Genomic DNA, 16768 nt, shown 5'->3' with positions numbered 1-16768 from the left:
GTGCGCGACAGCGATGCCGCGCTGATCGACCGTTTCCTCGAAATGATGGCGGCCGAGCGCGGCGCGGCGCGCAACACGCTGTCCGCCTATCGCCGCGACCTTGAACAGGCGGCCGGGCTGGCCCGGTCGGGGCTGGGCGAGGCCGACACCGATGATCTGAGCAAAGTCATGGCGGAATATCAATCGCTTGCGGCGAGCAGTGCGGCGCGCAAGCTGTCGGCGCTGCGGCAGTTCTACGCCTTCCTGCGCGACGAGGGCGAGCGGGCCGACGACCCGGCGCAGGCGCTCGCACGGCCGACAACGCGGCGCCCGCTGCCGCGCATCCTGACGCACGACGATGTCGAACGTCTCTTCGCACAGGCGGGCGAGGAGGCCGGCGGCACAGTGCCGCCTGCCGCCGCGGTGCGCATGCTGTTGCTGCTCGAACTTCTTTACGGGTCGGGCTTGCGTGCGAGTGAACTGGTCTCGCTGCCGCGCCGCGCGATTGCGGGCGAGCGACTATATCTGATCGTGCGCGGCAAGGGCGACAAGGAGCGGCTGGTGCCCTTGTCGGAGCGCGCGCGCGATGCGCTCGACCGCTGGCTGCCGCTGCTCGCCGACGGGTCGGCCTGGCTGTTCCCGTCGGGCAAGAGCCATATCTCGCGCGTGCGGCTGTTCCAGATGCTGCGCGATCTGGCGGGCCGCGCCGGGATCGATCCGACGGCGGTCAGCCCGCATGTGCTGCGCCACGCCTTTGCCACCCACCTGCTCGAAGGCGGGGCGGATTTGCGGGCGTTGCAGCTGATGCTCGGCCATGCCGATATCGCGACGACCGAAATCTATACCCATGTCGACAGCCGGCGGCTGGTCGAGCTGGTGAACCGGCGGCATCCGCTGGCGGCGATGAAGGTCGGCGAAATCTGATCCTGCCGACCAAAGGCGGCGTCACTCTGACACCGGTTGGTTCTGGGGTAAATCGTAAGGCAATTCAAAGGGCAATCTTGCTTTGGCCTCCTCGAACTGGCCGTGGTCGATCAACCCTTTCATTTCATGGGCGAGGCTCGTGATGTCCGTGACCTTCTGGATCCATTGGTTCACGTAGAGCGGCACAGCTTCTCCGCTCAGACCAATTTGTATGGCGCGATGCGGCAGAGGTTGAAGCGCGAGATCCCGTTCCGGGTCCCACTGAATTCGCACCGGCGAGGAGGCTTTGAGTTCATTCCATTCGTCTTTGCTCATCCCCGTTGGCGCGTGACTGAGGCAGCTATGCGCCAGCGCCCAAGCAAAGCCCTCGTGCGTGATGTCCAGTGCGAGAATTCGTTCTTGCCCCTCATCTTTGAAGCCCCAGCCGGCGCGATACATCATCCACAAAAACGAAGGTTTGATCCACGTCATGCGGGTCATGCTGAAAGGCGGCGAAACAAATGTACCTGCTGCAACGGCGGGGTCAGCTATCTGGCGGCTATAGGCCTGATATACACGGATTGTCTTCTCGTCGTAGACGGCGCGAATTTGCTGCTGCGGAATGTCATTCATTGCTGCCGGCATATATCCAAAGTTTCGAGAGCGATAGCAACCCGGGGAGGATTGCGAGTTGGCGATGACGTGTCGATGCAAATATCGTGCGACTATAATTCGAAGGAGCGACCTCTGCGTCAGCTGTGCATCGGTGGTGTGGCCGATAGGGCCGGCGGACGTTGACCTGACGCCGCCATCGGCCTAGCGACGTCCCCCATGACAGCCTTTCTGGACTTCGAAAAACAGGTCGCGGCGCTCGATCGCCAAATTGCCGAATTGCGCGAAATGGGCGACGATCCGTCGCTCGATATCGAGGGCGATATCGCGCGGCTCGAGGATAAATCCTCGAAAATGCTGCGCGACATCTATGCCAAGCTGACGCCGTGGCAAAAGACGCAGGTCGCGCGCCATCCCGATCGGCCGCATTTCAAACATTATGTCGCGGGGCTGTTCGACGACTGGATGCCGCTCGCCGGCGACCGCAATTTCGGCGACGACCAGGCGATCCTCGGCGGGCTCGCGCGCTTTCGCGGCCGCCGCGTGATGGTGATCGGGCATGAAAAGGGCGACGATATCCCGTCGCGAATGAAGCATAATTTCGGGATGGGGAAACCCGAGGGCTATCGCAAGGCGATCCGCCTGATGCAGCTTGCCGACCGCTTCGGGCTGCCGGTGGTGACGCTGGTCGACACGTCGGGCGCCTTTCCGGGTATCCAGGCCGAGGAACGCGGGCAGGCCGAGGCGATCGCGCGCTCGACCGAACAATGCCTTGCTTTGGGCGTGCCGATGGTCGCGACGATCGTCGGCGAGGGCGGATCGGGCGGCGCGATCGCGATTGCGGCGGCGAACCGCGTGCTGATGTTCGAACATGCCGTCTATTCGGTGATCTCGCCCGAGGGCTGTGCTTCGATCCTGTGGCGCACCGCCGACAAGGCGGCCGATGCCGCAGCGGCGATGAAGATGACCCCCGAGGACCTGCTGGGCCTGAAAATCATCGACCGGATCGTTCCCGAGCCCGTCGGCGGGGCGCACCGGGCGCCCGAAATCGCGATCAAGGCGCTCGGCGATGCGATCGCACAGGAACTCGATGCATTGTCGGGCTTGCCGCGCGACGCGATCCTCGCCGCGCGTGAGGAAAAATTCCTCGCCATGGGCCGCGTTTAGCCTCGAGTCCCTCGGAACCCGATTGCGGGGCCGACGTTCTCCCTGTCAATCGCCTGAGCGCACTATTCATGGTGCGTGTCGATGCGCGCCGATATAGGTCAGGCGGACAGAGAAGGACCAAGGGAGGCATTATGGCCCGGACGAAATTGGCGCTGACGGCGCTGCTCGCGACCAGTGTGGCGGTGGGCGGCATCGCCGACGCCAAGACCAAGACGATCAAGACCGCGACCGCGATCACCGCCGCCGAGCGCAAGCAGGGCGACGAGGCGCACCCGGAACTGGTGCGGGAGTTCGGCGGTGCCTATGAAGGGCCGCAGGCGGCCTATGTCGGGCGGGTCGGCCAGAATATCGCGCTGCAATCGGGGCTGTCGAATGCGCGCAGCGATTTCACCGTCACTTTGCTCAATTCGCCGGTGAACAACGCCTTCGCGATCCCCGGCGGCTATATCTATGTCACGCGCCAGCTGATGGCGCTGATGAACGATGAGGCCGAACTCGCGGGCGTTCTCGGGCACGAAGTCGGCCATGTCGCCGCACAGCACAGCAAGAAGCGCCAGTCGGCGGCGACGCGCAATTCGATCCTCGGCGTGCTCGCCGGGGTGCTCGGCAGCGCGATCGGCGACAATGGCGGGCTGCTCGGCGGGCTCGGCGGGCTGCTCCAGAATAATGCCATGAAGGTGGCGCAGCTGGCGACCTTGGGCTTTTCGCGCGGGCAGGAGCTTGAGGCCGATCAGCTCGGCGTCCAATATCTGCGCAAGGCGGGTTATGATCCGATGGCACTGTCGACGGTGCTCGCGAGCCTTGCGAACCAGACCAACCTCGAGGCGCGGCTGTCGGGCGGCGATGCGCGGGCGCTGCCCGAATGGGCGAGCACGCACCCCGACCCCGCCTCGCGCGTGCGCAACGCCCAGACGCTCGCGGCGGGCGCCGGGACCGGCGGCGTGCGCAATGCCGAGGCGTTCCTGACCTCGGTCGACGGCGTGCTTTACGGCGACGATCCGGCGCAGGGGGTGGTCGAGGGCAATGAATTCCTCCACCCCGACCTCAAGCTGAAATTCGCGGTGCCGACCGGCTATGCGATGCAGAATGGCGCGACCGCGGTGTCGGTCAGCGGCAACGGCGGGCAGGCGCAGTTCACCACCGCCGCCTATAATGGCGACATGAACGCCTATATGGCCGCCGCGTTCAAGTCGATTTCGGGCAATACGACGCTGACGCCGAGTGCGGCCCAGCGCACGACGGTGAACGGCATCCCGGCCTATTATGCGACCGCGCGCGCCAACACCCAGTCGGGGCAGGTCGATGTCACGGTCTTTGCCTATGAATTTTCGCGGACGAGCGCGTTCCACTTCGTCGCGCTGACCAAGGCCGGCGGCGGCGGCGTGTTCAACAGCATGTACAATAGCGTCCGGCGGCTGAGCACCGCCGAGGCGGCGGCGATAAAGCCGCGGCGGATCGACGTGGTGACGGTGGCGCGCGGCGACACGGTCGCGACGATGGCGCGGCGCATGGCGTACAGCAATTACCAGACCGAGCGTTTCCAGGTGCTCAACCGGCTGACCGCGGACAGCCGCCTGACGCCGGGGCAGAAGGTCAAGATCGTGGTCTACGCCAGCCGCTGAGCGGGCGGGCGCTGCGAGCGGACAGCAAAAAGGGCGGTGGATCGCTCCACCGCCCTTCTCGATCGGATCACCGCCCGGCGAACCGGGCGGCAGATCGCAATATTATTCGCCGCCGAGCGCGCTGTCGACGTTGTTGAACGTGCCGCTGACGCTCTTGCCGACCGAGGTCATCGCGGTGATGCCGGCAACGGCGATCAGAGCGGCGATCAGGCCGTATTCGATGGCGGTCGCGGCCTTGGTGTCGCGGACGAATTTCTTGAGAAACTTCATGTCTGGTCTCCTGATAAGTCACTTACCCTGTTGACGGTCTGGTCGGGTCAACATTTGCAGTTCTACGGCGAATTGGTTTTGAATTTCTTAATGCGTCGCTTGGTCTTGTCGTCGTTCGCGAGTCCCGAAATCGGACAGGCGAAAGTCTTACATCGCTTCGGTCGAAGCCGAGGACACGTTGTTCCACATGCCGATCGTCGACGATCCCACATTCGTTATTGCTGTCATCGCCGCGATGAAGATGAGGGCCAGTATGAGCCCATATTCGACGGCCGTCGCGGCGCTGGTCGACCGCAGCAGCTTGGCAATCTTTTTCATCGTTCTGCCCCTGCCTTTTTGCCAGGATCAGTCGCCCTGAATTGCCGGACGGAGGTCCATGGCCTTGACGTGTGCGCGACGGGCGCTGGTCCGCGCCGGTGTCGCACCATGGATCCGAGACGATGAAGTCGCTCGAACCTCGGCCGTGCAATTCGGGGATTCTGGTCCTAGAGTTCCCGAGGCCTACGGATTTCGCATATCAGGGTTAATAATTTGTCCTCTGCAGCATCGATAAAAACATCCGAAAACTGTCTCATTGTGGTCGCTGCGGCGATGGTCGATCGCGACGGCCGCGTGCTGGTCCAGCAACGCCCGCCCGGTACCGCGATGGCGGGTTTATGGGAGTTTCCAGGCGGCAAGATCGAGCCCGGCGAAACCCCCGAGGCGGCGCTGATTCGCGAACTGGCCGAGGAACTGGGGATCGAGGTCGATCATGCGTGCCTCGCGCCCGCCTGTTTCGCGAGCGAGCCGCTCGGCGACCGGCACCTGCTGCTGCTCGTCTATGCGCTGCGCAAATGGAAGGGCGTGCCCGAGGCGCGGCACGCCACCGCGCTGCGCTGGGTGCGGCCGGTCGAGCTCTATGGCCTCGACATGCCGCCCGCCGACCGGCCGCTGATCGGGCTGCTCGAGGCCTTGCTCTAGGCCCTAATCCTTCGCTTTCAGCGCGTCGGCGAGCGACGCGGTGCCGCTGCCGCGACGCGCCGGTTTCGGCTGGTCGGGATGCGGCGCCCAGCCGCTGAAATGGACGAGCCGGAACTGTTCGGCGATGCGCCCGTCGGCATCGGCCTGACCCGCGAAGGCGAGCGCGATGCGTGCGACCTCTTCGCGCGTCAGCGGCGGCGGGGCCGGCGACAGACGGCTCGACAGCCCCGCGGCGCGCAGGTCGCGAACGAGCGCGAACCAGTCGCCATAGCGCACCGCGAGATCGTCGACATCGACGACGGGCAGGGTGAAGCCGGTGCGCTGGAGCAGATTGCCCGTCGCCGCGAGGTCGATCTGCGGATGAAGCCGCGCGATCGCGCGCACCCCGTCGGCCATCATCGCGCGGCGCAGCTTGGCGAGGCTGCCGTCGCCGACGAAGGCGCCGAGCAGCAACCCGTCGGGGGCGAGCAGCGCGCGTAGCCGGACGAGCGCGCCGGGGACGTCGTTGACGCCGTCGAGCCCGCCGGGCCAGACGATGAGGTCGAAGCTCGCGAAGGGCAGGTCGATCGAATCGGCCTCGCCCGCGATCGCGCCGGTGGCGGCGGCAAGGCGCGGCCCGGCCTCCAATATCGTCAGTTCGGTGCCGGTCGCGCGCAATCGGTCGGCGAGCGCCGGGTCGTGCGCACCGATCAGCAGGGTGCGCGCGAAGCTGCGCGTGACCATCGCCAGCCGGTCGGCCAGCGTCTCGGCGATGATCGGCGCGAGGAAATCGGCGCCGGCGGGCAGGCGCGCGAGCCGGTCGCGCTGGGCGCGGTGGCGGGCAGACGAAAAAAGCGGGGCGGGGGGCTGCGACATGCGGCGCTTGTGCCGCCTCGCACGATGCTTCACAAGTTCGGACATGGGGGCAGCGGCGCAGGATGTCGAAAGCGGACCCTCGGCAGGACCGGCCGACGCGCTGGCCCGCAACCTCAAACAGGCCGGCCGCGCGATCCTCGATTATGCCTTGCCGCCGCGCTGCCCGGGCTGCGGCGTGATCGTCGGGGGCGACCGGCAATTCTGCCTGACGTGCTGGCAATCGCTCGATTTTCTCGATGGCCCGGCCTGTGCGCGCTGCTCGATTCCCTTGCCGCGCGCGCTGCCCGATGGCGATCTGCAATGCGGCGCGTGTCTCGCGTCGCCGCCGCCGTTCGACGGCGCCCCGGCGGCGGTCGCCTATGGGCCGGCGGCGCGCACCGTCGCGCTACGCCTCAAATATGGACGGCGGCTCGGTCACGCCCGGTTGATGGCGCAGCTGATGGCGCGGCCGCTGGCGACGCTCGCGGGCGAGGGCGATGCGCTGCTTGTTCCGATTCCGCTCCACCGCTGGCGGCTCTGGTCGCGCGGCTTCAACCAGGCGGCGCTGGTCGCCGATGAACTGACCCGGCTGACCGGCATGCCGCACGACCATCATCTGTTGCTCCGGGCGAAGGCGACGGCGTCGCTGCGCGGCAAGACCCGGCGCGAGCGCGAGAAGGTCGTCGCGGGCGCCTTCGCGCTGGCCGAGAATGGCAGGGCGAAGGCGGCGGGGCGCCACCTGATCCTGATCGACGACGTCCATGCGAGCGGGGCGACGCTGCGCGCGGCGGCGAAAGCGCTACGGCGCAGCGGCGCGGCGCGCGTCTCGGCGCTCAGCTGGGCGCGGGTGGTCCCCGACGCGCTGATGACGAGCAACATATTTGACTTTGCCACGTTGGATTCCGATATCATGGACCAGATCATGACAGGATAGGCGCATGCCCAAAATCGAAGTGTTTACGAAAGTCTTCTGCCCCTATTGTTCGCGCGCCAAGGCGCTGCTCGACAGCAAGGGCGCCGATTATCAGGAAATCGACCTGACGATGGATCGCGCCGGCTTCGACGCGATGGTCGCGCGCGCCGGCGGCAGCCGCACCGTTCCGCAGATCTTCATCGACGGCAAGCATATCGGCGGCAGCGACGATCTCGCGGCGCTCGATGCCAGGGGCGGGCTCGACCCGTTGCTCGGCGCCGCCTGAGACCCCCATGATCGTTTTCGATCTTTGCTGCGCCGCGGGCGACCACCGGTTCGAGGCGTGGTTCAACAGCAGCGACGGCTTTGCCGACCAGCAGGCGCGCGGGCTGATCGCGTGCCCGGTGTGCGGCGACAGCGACGTGCGCAAGGCGGTGATGGCGCCGCGCGTCGGCGCCAAGTCGAACCAGATTGCCGCACCGGCGCCGCCGGCGCCGGCGGCAAACCCGGCCGGCGAAATCACACCCGAAATGGTGAAGAAGGTGATGGCGGGAATTGCGGCGCAACAGGCAGAGATGCTGCCGCAGTCGCGCTGGGTCGGCCGCGACTTCGCCGACGCCGCGCGCGCGATGCACGAAGGCCGCGCTAAGGACGATCTGATCCACGGCCAGACCTCGCCCGAAGAAGCGCAAGCGCTGCGCGACGATGGCATCGCGGCGATGCCGCTGCTGGTGCCGTTCGTCCCGCCCGAGGCGGCGAATTGATTGCGGTCGATTGACCGGCGCCGATTGACGCTTTGCGGCCCGCGCCGCTACACGGGCGGCGGCGCACCCGTAGCTCAGCAGGATAGAGCATCAGATTCCTAATCTGGGGGCCACAGGTTCGAATCCTGTCGGGTGCACCATGCTCCATTGCTCTCTTCGGTGCGACATTGCCGGTGGCAGTGCGCTACGATGGTCCTTGGCCCGAGCCTGTCATGCTGCGTTTTTGGGGTGGTTTCCCGCCATTCCCCATATTGTCATTCCCGCGAAAGCGGGAAACCAGGGAAAGCTTGGCCGACGCACGCTCTGGGCCCCGGCTTTCACTGGGGAAGGGGCCTCCTTACCTCTTCGTCGCCCCGGACTTGATCCGGGGTCCCGCTTGGCACCGTCGATCAGCGGGACTCCGGGTCAAGTCTGGGGTGACGATCATGGAACGTCCGCTTCCCACCCCATGTCAGGCGGCCGAGCCTGATCGGGTGTGGCGGTGCTGGAGTGCGAGGCGCAGCCTGGGGCGCTATCGCAAGTAAGTGTCCGCTGACCGAGCGGATCGAGCTGCTCCTTCCGGTCAAGCCCGGCAACCGCCGCGCGATAGCCTGTCAGGGCGCTGCGCCGGGAAAATCCGAAAAATCATACGCGAATACTATGCGTCGGTCGTTTTCGTTCTCTCGAATTCAAACGCGCACCCATCCTATTTGAGCCTCCGCAGACGACTCGCGCCGCCTCCCGCGGCCGGCGTCCTGCCGGAGCAACACCCATGCAGGATCTTCTCTGGATCGGCATCATCCTGGCCCTCCTCGCCGCGAGCCTCGGCTACGCGCGGCTGTGCGACGACGCCTGAGGTGATGCCATGACTCTCGACCTCTGGCTCGCGGGCCTCACCGCGCTCGGCCTTCTTTCCTATCTTGTCGCCGTGCTCGCGCGGCCCGAACGATTCTGAAGGGAGACGCGCCATGACCTTTCAGGGATGGCTCCTGATCATCGCCTTCGTGGGGCTTTTGCTGTTGCTCACCAAGCCGATGGGCCGCTGGCTCTTCGCGCTCTACGAGGGCCGGCGCACCCCGCTGCACCGCCTGCTCGGCCCGGTCGAGGCGGGCTTCTATCGCCTGTCGGGGATCAACCCGGCGGAGGAGCAGGGCTGGCGCCGCTATGCGGTGCATATGCTGATCTTCAACGCGGTGCTGCTGCTCTTCACCTATGGCGTGCTGCGGTTGCAGGGCGTGCTGCCGGGCAATCCGCTCGGCTATGACGGCACGAGCGCCGACCTCGCGTTCAACACCGCGATCAGCTTCACCGCGAACACCAACTGGCAAAGCTATGGCGGCGAATCGACGATGTCGAATTTGAGCCAGATGCTCGGCCTCACGATCCACAATTTCCTCTCGGCGGCGACGGGCATCGCGCTCGCCTTCGCGCTGTTCCGCGGTTTCGCGCGGCGCGAGGCGAAGACGATCGGCAATTTCTGGGCCGATATGACGCGCGTGACGCTCTACCTGCTGCTGCCGCTCTGCCTCGCCTACGCGCTGTTCCTGATCGCGAGCGGCGTGCCGCAGACGCTGGCGGGGTCGGTCGATGTGACGACGCTCGAGGGGGTCAAGCAGACGCTCGCGCTCGGGCCCGTCGCAAGCCAGGAAGCGATCAAGATGCTCGGCACCAACGGTGGCGGCTTCTTCAACGCCAACAGCGCGCATCCGTTCGAAAACCCCAGCGCGCTGACCAATTTCGTCCAGATGCTGTCGATCTTCGTCATCGGCTTCGGGCTGACCTGGACCTTCGGCAAGGCGGTCGGCAACCCGCGCCAGGGCTGGGCGATCCTCGCCGCGATGGTGACGATCTTCCTCGCGGGGGTGACGGTCACATACTGGCAGGAAGCCGCGGGCAACCCGATCCTCCACAATCTCGGCGTAGCCGGGGGCAATATGGAGGGCAAGGAGGTGCGCTTCGGCATCGCCGCCTCGTCGCTTTTCTCGATCGTCACCACCGCGGCGTCGTGCGGCGCGGTCAATGCGATGCACGACAGCTTCACCGCGCTGGGCGGCCTGATCCCGCTGTTCAACATGCAACTCGGCGAGGTCGTGATCGGCGGCGTCGGCGCGGGCATCTATGGCTTCCTGCTCTTCGCGATCCTCGCGATCTTCGTCGCCGGGCTGATGGTCGGGCGCACCCCCGAATATGTCGGCAAGAAAATCGAGGCGCGCGAGGTCAAGCTTGCGGTGCTCGCGATCGCGGTGCTGCCGCTCGTCATCCTCGGCTTTACCGCCATCGCGTCGGTGACCGAGGCGGGGCTGGCGGGGCCGCTGAACAAGGGGCCGCACGGCTTTTCGGAGATTCTCTACGCCTTCACCAGCGCGGTCGCGAACAACGGATCGGCCTTTGCGGGGCTCAGCGCCAACACCCCCTTCTACAACGGGCTGCTCGGCATCGCGATGTGGCTCGGCCGCTTCTTCGTCATCGTGCCCATGCTGGCAATCGCGGGCGGCCTCGCGGCGAAGAAATATACGCCGGCGACCGCGGGCAGCTTCCCGACCACCGGGCCGCTGTGGACGGGCCTGTTGATCGGCATCGTGCTGATCGTCGGCGGCCTGACCTTCCTGCCCAGCCTCGCGCTTGGTCCGATCGCCGATCATCTCGCGATGATCAATGGCCAGCTTTTCTAAGGATATCCATATGGCTCGGTCTGAAACCAAGTCCTTGTTCACGGCAGATCTGATCGTCCCGGCGATCGGCGACGCCTTTCGCAAGCTCAACCCGAAAGAGCTGATCCGCAACCCGGTGATGTTCACCACCGCGGTCGTCGCGCTGCTGCTCACCGTGCTGCTCGTCGTCGGGCAGGACGGGCTCGCCACCGGCTTCAAGCTCCAACTCGTCATCTGGCTGTGGCTCACCGTGCTCTTCGGCACCTTTGCCGAGGCGCTCGCCGAGGGGCGCGGCAAGGCGCAGGCGGCGTCGCTGCGGGCGGCGAAGGCCGAGCTGACCGCCAAAAGGCTGAAGGGCGAGGGCAGTGCCTTTGAGGATGTGCCCGCGAGTGCGCTGCGCGTCGGCGATATCGTGCTCGTCGAGACGGGCGACCTGATCCCGTCCGACGGCGAGGTCGTCGCGGGTGTCGCCTCGGTCAACGAGGCCGCGATTACGGGCGAAAGCGCGCCGGTGATCCGCGAGGCGGGCGGCGACCGCAGCGCCGTCACCGCGGGCACGCGCGTCATCTCCGACGCGATCCGCGTCCGGGTCACGGTGGGTCCGGGGCAGGGCTTCCTCGATCGCATGATCGCGCTCGTCGAAGGCGCCGAGCGGCAGAAGACGCCGAACGAGATCGCGCTGACCTTGCTGCTCGTCGGGCTGACGATCATCTTCCTGATCGCGGTCGGCACCATCCCGGGCTTTGCTTCCTATGCGGGGGGCAGCATCCCCGTCGCGATCCTCGCGGCGCTCCTCATCACGCTGATCCCGACGACGATCGCCGCCCTGCTGTCGGCGATCGGCATTGCGGGCATGGACCGGCTCGTGCGCTTCAACGTGCTCGCGAAATCGGGACGCGCGGTCGAGGCGGCGGGCGACGTCGACGTGCTGCTGCTCGACAAGACCGGCACGATCACCATCGGCGACCGCCAGGCGACCGAGTTCCGTCCGATCGGCGGCCAGTCGATGGCGGTGCTGGCGGAAGCCGCCTTGCTCGCCAGCCTCGCCGACGAAACGCCCGAGGGGCGCTCGATCGTCGCATTGGCGCGCGAAAAGTTCGGCCAGACCGCGTCCGAACTGCCCGCCGGGGCAGAGATCATCGCCTTCACCGCGCAGACGCGCATCTCGGGCATCAAGCTGGGCGAAACCGTGATCCAGAAGGGCGCGGTCGATTCAGTGCTGCGCGCCAATCCGGGCGCGGGCACCACCGCCGCCGCGACCGAACTCCGCCGTATCACCGACGAGATCGCGCGCGCCGGCGGCACCCCGCTCGCGGTCGCGAAGGACGGCCAGCTGCTCGGCGCAATCTTTTTGAAGGACATCGTCAAGGCGGGCATTCGCGAACGCTTCGGCGAGCTGCGCGCGATGGGCATCCGCACCGTGATGATCACCGGCGACAACCCGCTCACCGCTGCGGCGATCGCGGCCGAGGCCGGGGTCGACGATTTCCTCGCGCAGGCGACGCCCGAGGACAAGCTCGACCTTATCCGCAAGGAACAGGCGGGCGGGCGGCTCGTCGCGATGTGCGGCGACGGCACCAACGATGCGCCCGCGCTCGCGCAGGCCGACGTCGGCGTCGCGATGAACACGGGGACGCAGGCGGCGCGCGAGGCGGGCAATATGGTCGATCTCGACAGCGACCCCACCAAGCTGATCGAGGTCGTCGGGCTCGGGAAACAGCTCTTGATGACGCGCGGGGCGCTGACGACCTTCTCGGTCGCGAACGACGTCGCCAAATATTTCGCGATCATCCCGGCGATGTTCATCGCGCTCTATCCGGGGCTCGGCGTGCTCAACGTCATGGGCCTCACCAGCCCCGAGAGCGCGATCCTGTCGGCGATCATCTTCAACGCGCTGATCATCCCGCTGCTCGTCCCGCTCGCGCTGAAGGGCGTCGCCTATCGCCCGATGGGCGCGGGGCCGCTGCTCGCGCGCAACCTTGCCGTCTACGGCCTCGGCGGCCTTGTCGCGCCGTTCGTCGGCATCAAGCTCATCGACCTGGCCGTCGGCGGCCTCGGTCTCGCCTGAGGAAATGACTATGAACAAGGATCTCTCCAGCGCGCTGCGCCCGGCGATCGTCATGACATTGCTGTTCGCGGCCTTGCTCGGCATCGCCTATCCGCTGGCGCTCACCGGCGTCGGGCAGGCGCTCTTCCCGGCGCAGGCCAATGGCAGCCTGGTGCGCGCGGACGGTAAGGTCATCGGCTCCGACGTGGTCGGGCAGGCCTTCACCAGCGACCGTTATTTTCACAGCCGGCCGTCGGCCGCGGGCGACGGCTACGACGGGCTTGCCTCGTCGGGCTCGAACCTCGGCCCGACCTCGCAGGTCTTGGCCGACCGCGTGAAGGCCGATGTGGCCAGATATCAAGAGACGACACCGGGCCGCCCTGTCCCGCCCGACCTGGTGACGACCTCCGCCTCGGGGCTCGACCCCCATCTGAGCCCCGAGGCGGCTTTTTACCAGGTCGATCGTGTCGCGCGGGTGCGCGGGATCGACCCGGCGGCGGTCCGCAAGCTGGTCGCGGACAGCGTCGAGCAGCCTTTGCTCGGCTTCCTCGGCGAGCCGCGCGTCAATCTGTTCGCGCTCAATCGACGACTCGATGCTTTTGGCGCTAAACCCCCCGCGTGACCGGACTCGACCGACCCTCTCCCGAGGCCTTCCTGCGCCAGGCGGCACAGGAAGGTCGCGGCCGTCTGAAAGTCTTCCTCGGTGCCGCGCCGGGGGTCGGCAAGACGTGGGAGATGCTGACCGACGGCCGGCAAAGGCGTGAGGCCGGGGTCGATGTCGTGATCGGGGTGGTCGAAACGCACGGCCGCCGCGAGACCGAGGCGCTGGTCGAGGGCCATGAAATCGTCGCGCGGCGCGCGGTCGGTCATCAGGGGCACAGCCTTGGCGAGATGGATATCGACGCGATCCTCGAACGTCGGCCGCAGCTCGTCCTCGTCGACGAACTCGCGCATACGAACGCGCCGGGCAGCCGGCATCCCAAACGCTATCAGGATGTCGAGGAACTGCTGGGCGCGGGCATCGACGTCTATTCGACGCTCAATATCCAGCATGTCGAAAGCCTGAACGACGTTGTCGCGTCGTTCACGCGCGTGCGCGTCCGCGAGACGGTGCCCGACTCCATCCTCGAACAGGCCGAGATCGAGGTCGTCGACATCCCCCCCGACGAGCTGATCGAGCGGCTGCGCGATGGCAAGGTCTACATCCCGCAGGAAGCGACGCGCGCGCTCGGCCACTTTTTTTCGAAGGCGAATCTGACGGCGCTGCGCGAACTTGCGCTGCGCCGCGCGGCGCAGGCGGTCGATGCGCAGATGCTCGACCATGTGCGCAGCCACGCGCTCGCGGGCAGCTTCGCGGTCGGCGAGCGGATCGTGGTGGCGGTCAGCGAGCTTCCCGTCGCGGCAGGGCTGGTGCGTGCGGGCAAGCGCCTCGCCGATGCGCTGCGCGCGCCATGGACCGCGGTCTATATCGAAACGCGGCGCAGCCGGTCGTTGACCGACGACGACCGCAAGCAGCTCGCCGACACGCTCGCGCTCGCCTCGCGGCTCGGCGCCGCGACCGCGACCGTCCCCGCCGCCAGCGTCGTCGAAGGGCTGCAGGCCTTTGCGCGCGATGCGCGCGCGACGCAGATCGTGATCGGAAAATCGACGCGACCCTGGTGGTTCGAGATGCGCCACGGGTCGGTGGTCGACCAATTGGTGCGGACGATCGACGATGTCGCGGTGCATGTCCTGCCCGGCGAGCCCGAGGCGAAGGCGGTCCAGCGCCGCAGCGACGCGCCCACCCCGGGACGCTGGGGCCGGCCGGCGGACTATATCTGGTCGCTCGCGATGGTCGCCGCGATGACCCTGCTCGGGCGCCTGCTGCTCGAAGTCATCGACCTCGGCAATATCTCGCTGCTCTACCTGATCCCGGTGATGTTCGCTGCGGCGACCTTCGGCGTCCGCGCCGGGCTGTTCGCGGGCCTCGCGGCGAGCCTCGCCTATAATTTCTTCTTCCTGCCGCCGACCGGCACGCTGACCGTCAACAATCCCGAAAATGTCATCAGCATCCTCGTTCTGCTCGGCGTCGCGGTGGTGACGAGCCAGTTCGCAGCGCGCGTCCGCGCGCAGGCCGATCTCGCGCAATCGAGCGCGCGGCAGAATGCGGCGCTCGCCAGCTTCTCGCGGCAATTGACCGCCGCGCCCGACCAGGATGCGCTGATGCAGGCGATCTGCGCCGAGGTTGGCCGCCTGCTCGACGTCCGCGCCGTGCTGCTGCTCCCGTCCGCCGACGGCCCGGTGCTGCGCGCCGCGGTGCCGCCCGAGGATCGGCTCGAACAGATCGAGCGTGCGGCGGCGCAATGGGCGATGGACAATGACCAGCCCGCGGGGCGCGGATCGTCGACGCTCACCGCGTCCGACTGGCTGTTTCACCCGCTGCGCACGACGCGCGGCGTGCTCGGGGTGCTGGGGCTGACCCGCGACGATGCGCGCGAGCCGGTGCGTTCGGACCAGGTGCCACTGCTGATGAGCCTGCTCGACCAGGCGTCGATCGTGCTCGACCGCATGGAGCTCGAGGAGGCGTCGCTGCGCGCCCGGCAGGTCGACGAGCGCGACCGGCTGCGCTCGGCTTTGCTCTCGTCGGTCAGCCACGACCTGCGCACCCCGCTGACGACGATCCTGTCGGCAGCACAGGAAATGCAGCGCCATCCCTCGCCCGAACTCGCCGAAACGGTCGAGGCTGAGGCTAGGCGGCTCAACCGCTTCGTCTCGAACCTGCTCGACATGGTGCGCGTCGAGGCGGGGGCGCTGCCGATGAAGATCGAGGCGACCGACCTGTTCGACGCGGCCGCCAGCGCCGCGCACGACACGCGGGCGTCGTTGGCGGGGCATGAGGTGAAGGTCGATATCTCGCCGAACATCCCGCTCGTGCGCGTCGACCCGGTGCTGCTGCACCATTGCCTGATCAACCTGCTCGACAATGCCGGCCGCTATGCCGACGCCGGAACAGCGATCACCATCCGCGCGCGCCGCACGACCGATGCCATCGAACTGTCGGTGATCGACCAGGGGCCGGGCATCGCGCCGGGCAATGAAAAGCGCGTCTTCGAAACCTTCACCCGGCTCGAGGGCAGCGACCGCGCCAAGCATGGCACCGGGCTGGGGCTCGCGATCGTCAAGGGCTTCGCCGATGCGATGGGGCTGTCGGTCGCGGCGGGCAACAACGCCGATCCGCATGGCGCCTGCTTCACGATCCGCATTCCCGAAGCGCTGATCATCACGACCCTCACCGACAAGGACATCCCATGAAGCTGCGCCACAAGGTGCTCGTCGTCGACGACGAACTCCATATCCGCCGCCTGATCCGCGCGGCGCTGGAGCGCGCCGATTATGCGATCGTCGAGGCCGAAAACGCGCGCGAAGCGGCCGATCGGCTGCGCCAGGAGCGTCCCGACATCACCCTGCTCGACCTCGGGCTTCCCGACCGTGATGGGCTCGAACTCGTGCCCTTGTTCAAGCAGCAGTCGGACACGACGCTGATCGTCGTTTCGGCGCGCGACGCCACGGAAGAGAAGGTCGCGGCGCTCGACCTCGGCGCCGACGATTATCTGACCAAGCCCTTCGACACCGACGAACTGCTCGCGCGCGTGCGCGTCGCGTTGCGCAACCGGCTGACGCGCGAGGGCGGCAACCTCACCCTCGCGGTCGGCGACGTGACGATGGACCTCATCGCGCGCACCGTGACCCGGGCCGGCAAGGAGGTCCACCTGACCCCCAAGGAATATGCCGTGCTGGCGCAGCTCGCGCGCTTCCCGGGCCGCGTGATCACCCACAAGCAGATCATGGCCGAGGTCTGGCCGCACGAGCATGACCATCATGTCGAATATCTGCGCGTGCTGATCCGCACGCTGCGCCAGAAGCTCGAGGCCGATCCGCAGCACCCGCAGATCATCAGCAACGAACTCGGCATCGGCTATCGCCTGCGGGTGCCCGACGGGGGCGGGCAGGCGGTGTAATTTCGCGTAAATCCTACGCAAATACTACGCCTGCGGCCGCCCGCTCCTCTCGATTTCAAACGCCGTGCG

The 16768-nt window shown here is 67.0% G+C and carries 17 protein-coding genes and 1 tRNA gene; 14 read left to right on the top strand and 4 right to left on the bottom strand.

Going from position 1 to position 16768, the window contains the following annotated elements; genetic code table 11:
* Complete coding sequence (locus B1A78_RS03790) at positions 1-903, top strand: tyrosine recombinase (protein ID WP_144037672.1); 903 nt, start codon at positions 1-3, stop codon at positions 901-903.
* A 21-nt stretch (positions 904-924) separates the two neighbouring features.
* Here the strand turns inward: B1A78_RS03790 and B1A78_RS03785 are convergent, their stop codons facing one another.
* Entirely contained in the window at positions 925-1515 is a 591-nt protein-coding gene (locus tag B1A78_RS03785; protein WP_077145678.1) for a DUF4291 domain-containing protein, read from the bottom strand.
* Positions 1516-1713: 198 nt separating this feature from the next.
* On the opposite strand from B1A78_RS03785, the gene B1A78_RS03780 reads away from it, so the two are divergent.
* Both B1A78_RS03780 and B1A78_RS03775 read left to right on the top strand, forming a co-directional pair.
* Entirely contained in the window at positions 1714-2661 is a 948-nt protein-coding gene (locus tag B1A78_RS03780) for an acetyl-CoA carboxylase carboxyltransferase subunit alpha (protein WP_077145677.1), read from the top strand.
* 131 nt (positions 2662-2792) lie between these two features.
* Complete coding sequence (locus tag B1A78_RS03775) at positions 2793-4283, top strand: M48 family metalloprotease (protein ID WP_077145676.1); 1491 nt, start codon at positions 2793-2795, stop codon at positions 4281-4283.
* Positions 4284-4385: 102 nt separating this feature from the next.
* Here B1A78_RS03775 and B1A78_RS03770 read toward each other — a convergent pair whose 3' ends face one another.
* Together B1A78_RS03770 and B1A78_RS03765 are read right to left on the bottom strand one after the other, a co-directional pair.
* Positions 4386-4553 (bottom strand): Flp family type IVb pilin, encoded by a 168-nt coding sequence (locus B1A78_RS03770; RefSeq protein ID WP_077145675.1) that lies wholly within the window; start codon positions 4551-4553, stop codon positions 4386-4388.
* Positions 4554-4700: 147 nt separating this feature from the next.
* Positions 4701-4871 carry a Flp family type IVb pilin gene (locus B1A78_RS03765; protein WP_077145674.1) on the bottom strand — a complete coding sequence of 57 codons (171 nt, stop codon included), beginning with the start codon at positions 4869-4871 and terminating at the stop codon, positions 4701-4703.
* A 231-nt stretch (positions 4872-5102) separates the two neighbouring features.
* On the opposite strand from B1A78_RS03765, the gene B1A78_RS03760 reads away from it, so the two are divergent.
* On the top strand, positions 5103-5513 hold the full coding sequence (locus tag B1A78_RS03760; RefSeq protein WP_372236864.1) for a (deoxy)nucleoside triphosphate pyrophosphohydrolase: 411 nt from the start codon (positions 5103-5105) through the stop codon (positions 5511-5513).
* 3 nt (positions 5514-5516) lie between these two features.
* On the opposite strand, the gene B1A78_RS03755 is transcribed toward B1A78_RS03760, so the two are convergent.
* Positions 5517-6368 (bottom strand): methyltransferase type 12, encoded by an 852-nt coding sequence (locus tag B1A78_RS03755; RefSeq protein WP_077145690.1) that lies wholly within the window; start codon positions 6366-6368, stop codon positions 5517-5519.
* Between B1A78_RS03755 and B1A78_RS03750 the strand changes: the two genes are divergently transcribed.
* The 10 genes from B1A78_RS03750 (at position 6367) to B1A78_RS03705 (ending at position 16699) form a co-directional block, all read left to right on the top strand.
* Positions 6367-7281, top strand: a complete 915-nt coding sequence (locus B1A78_RS03750) for a ComF family protein (protein ID WP_256837452.1) — start codon at positions 6367-6369, stop codon at positions 7279-7281. The two genes, B1A78_RS03755 and B1A78_RS03750, sit on opposite strands and share 2 nt — an antisense overlap.
* 4 nt (positions 7282-7285) lie before the next feature.
* Positions 7286-7546, top strand: a complete 261-nt coding sequence (gene grxC / locus B1A78_RS03745; protein ID WP_077145671.1) for a glutaredoxin 3 — start codon at positions 7286-7288, stop codon at positions 7544-7546.
* A gap of 7 nt (positions 7547-7553) precedes the next feature.
* On the top strand, positions 7554-8024 hold the full coding sequence (locus B1A78_RS03740; RefSeq protein WP_077145670.1) for a DUF1178 family protein: 471 nt from the start codon (positions 7554-7556) through the stop codon (positions 8022-8024).
* 63 nt (positions 8025-8087) lie between these two features.
* Positions 8088-8164 (top strand) — tRNA-Arg (locus B1A78_RS03735).
* A gap of 704 nt (positions 8165-8868) precedes the next feature.
* Positions 8869-8958, top strand: a complete 90-nt coding sequence (locus tag B1A78_RS03730) for a potassium-transporting ATPase subunit F (RefSeq protein ID WP_077145669.1) — start codon at positions 8869-8871, stop codon at positions 8956-8958.
* A 13-nt stretch (positions 8959-8971) separates the two neighbouring features.
* Positions 8972-10675 (top strand): potassium-transporting ATPase subunit KdpA, encoded by a 1704-nt coding sequence (gene kdpA, locus B1A78_RS03725; protein WP_077145668.1) that lies wholly within the window; start codon positions 8972-8974, stop codon positions 10673-10675.
* Positions 10676-10685: 10 nt separating this feature from the next.
* Complete coding sequence (gene kdpB, locus B1A78_RS03720) at positions 10686-12722, top strand: potassium-transporting ATPase subunit KdpB (protein ID WP_077145667.1); 2037 nt, start codon at positions 10686-10688, stop codon at positions 12720-12722.
* A 10-nt stretch (positions 12723-12732) separates the two neighbouring features.
* Entirely contained in the window at positions 12733-13323 is a 591-nt protein-coding gene (kdpC, locus tag B1A78_RS03715; RefSeq protein ID WP_077145666.1) for a potassium-transporting ATPase subunit KdpC, read from the top strand.
* Positions 13320-15992, top strand: coding sequence for a sensor histidine kinase KdpD (locus tag B1A78_RS03710; RefSeq protein WP_077145665.1), 2673 nt, complete (start codon positions 13320-13322; stop codon positions 15990-15992). Before kdpC ends, B1A78_RS03710 begins: the two co-directional genes overlap by 4 nt.
* Positions 15989-16699 (top strand): response regulator, encoded by a 711-nt coding sequence (locus B1A78_RS03705; RefSeq protein WP_077145664.1) that lies wholly within the window; start codon positions 15989-15991, stop codon positions 16697-16699. Before B1A78_RS03710 ends, B1A78_RS03705 begins: the two co-directional genes overlap by 4 nt.
* The last annotated feature ends 69 nt before the right edge of the window (positions 16700-16768 follow it).

The organism is Sphingopyxis sp. KK2, from assembly GCF_001990265.1.
Lineage (GTDB): Bacteria > Pseudomonadota > Alphaproteobacteria > Sphingomonadales > Sphingomonadaceae > Sphingopyxis.
This window is presented reverse-complemented; position numbering and strand designations above follow the sequence as displayed.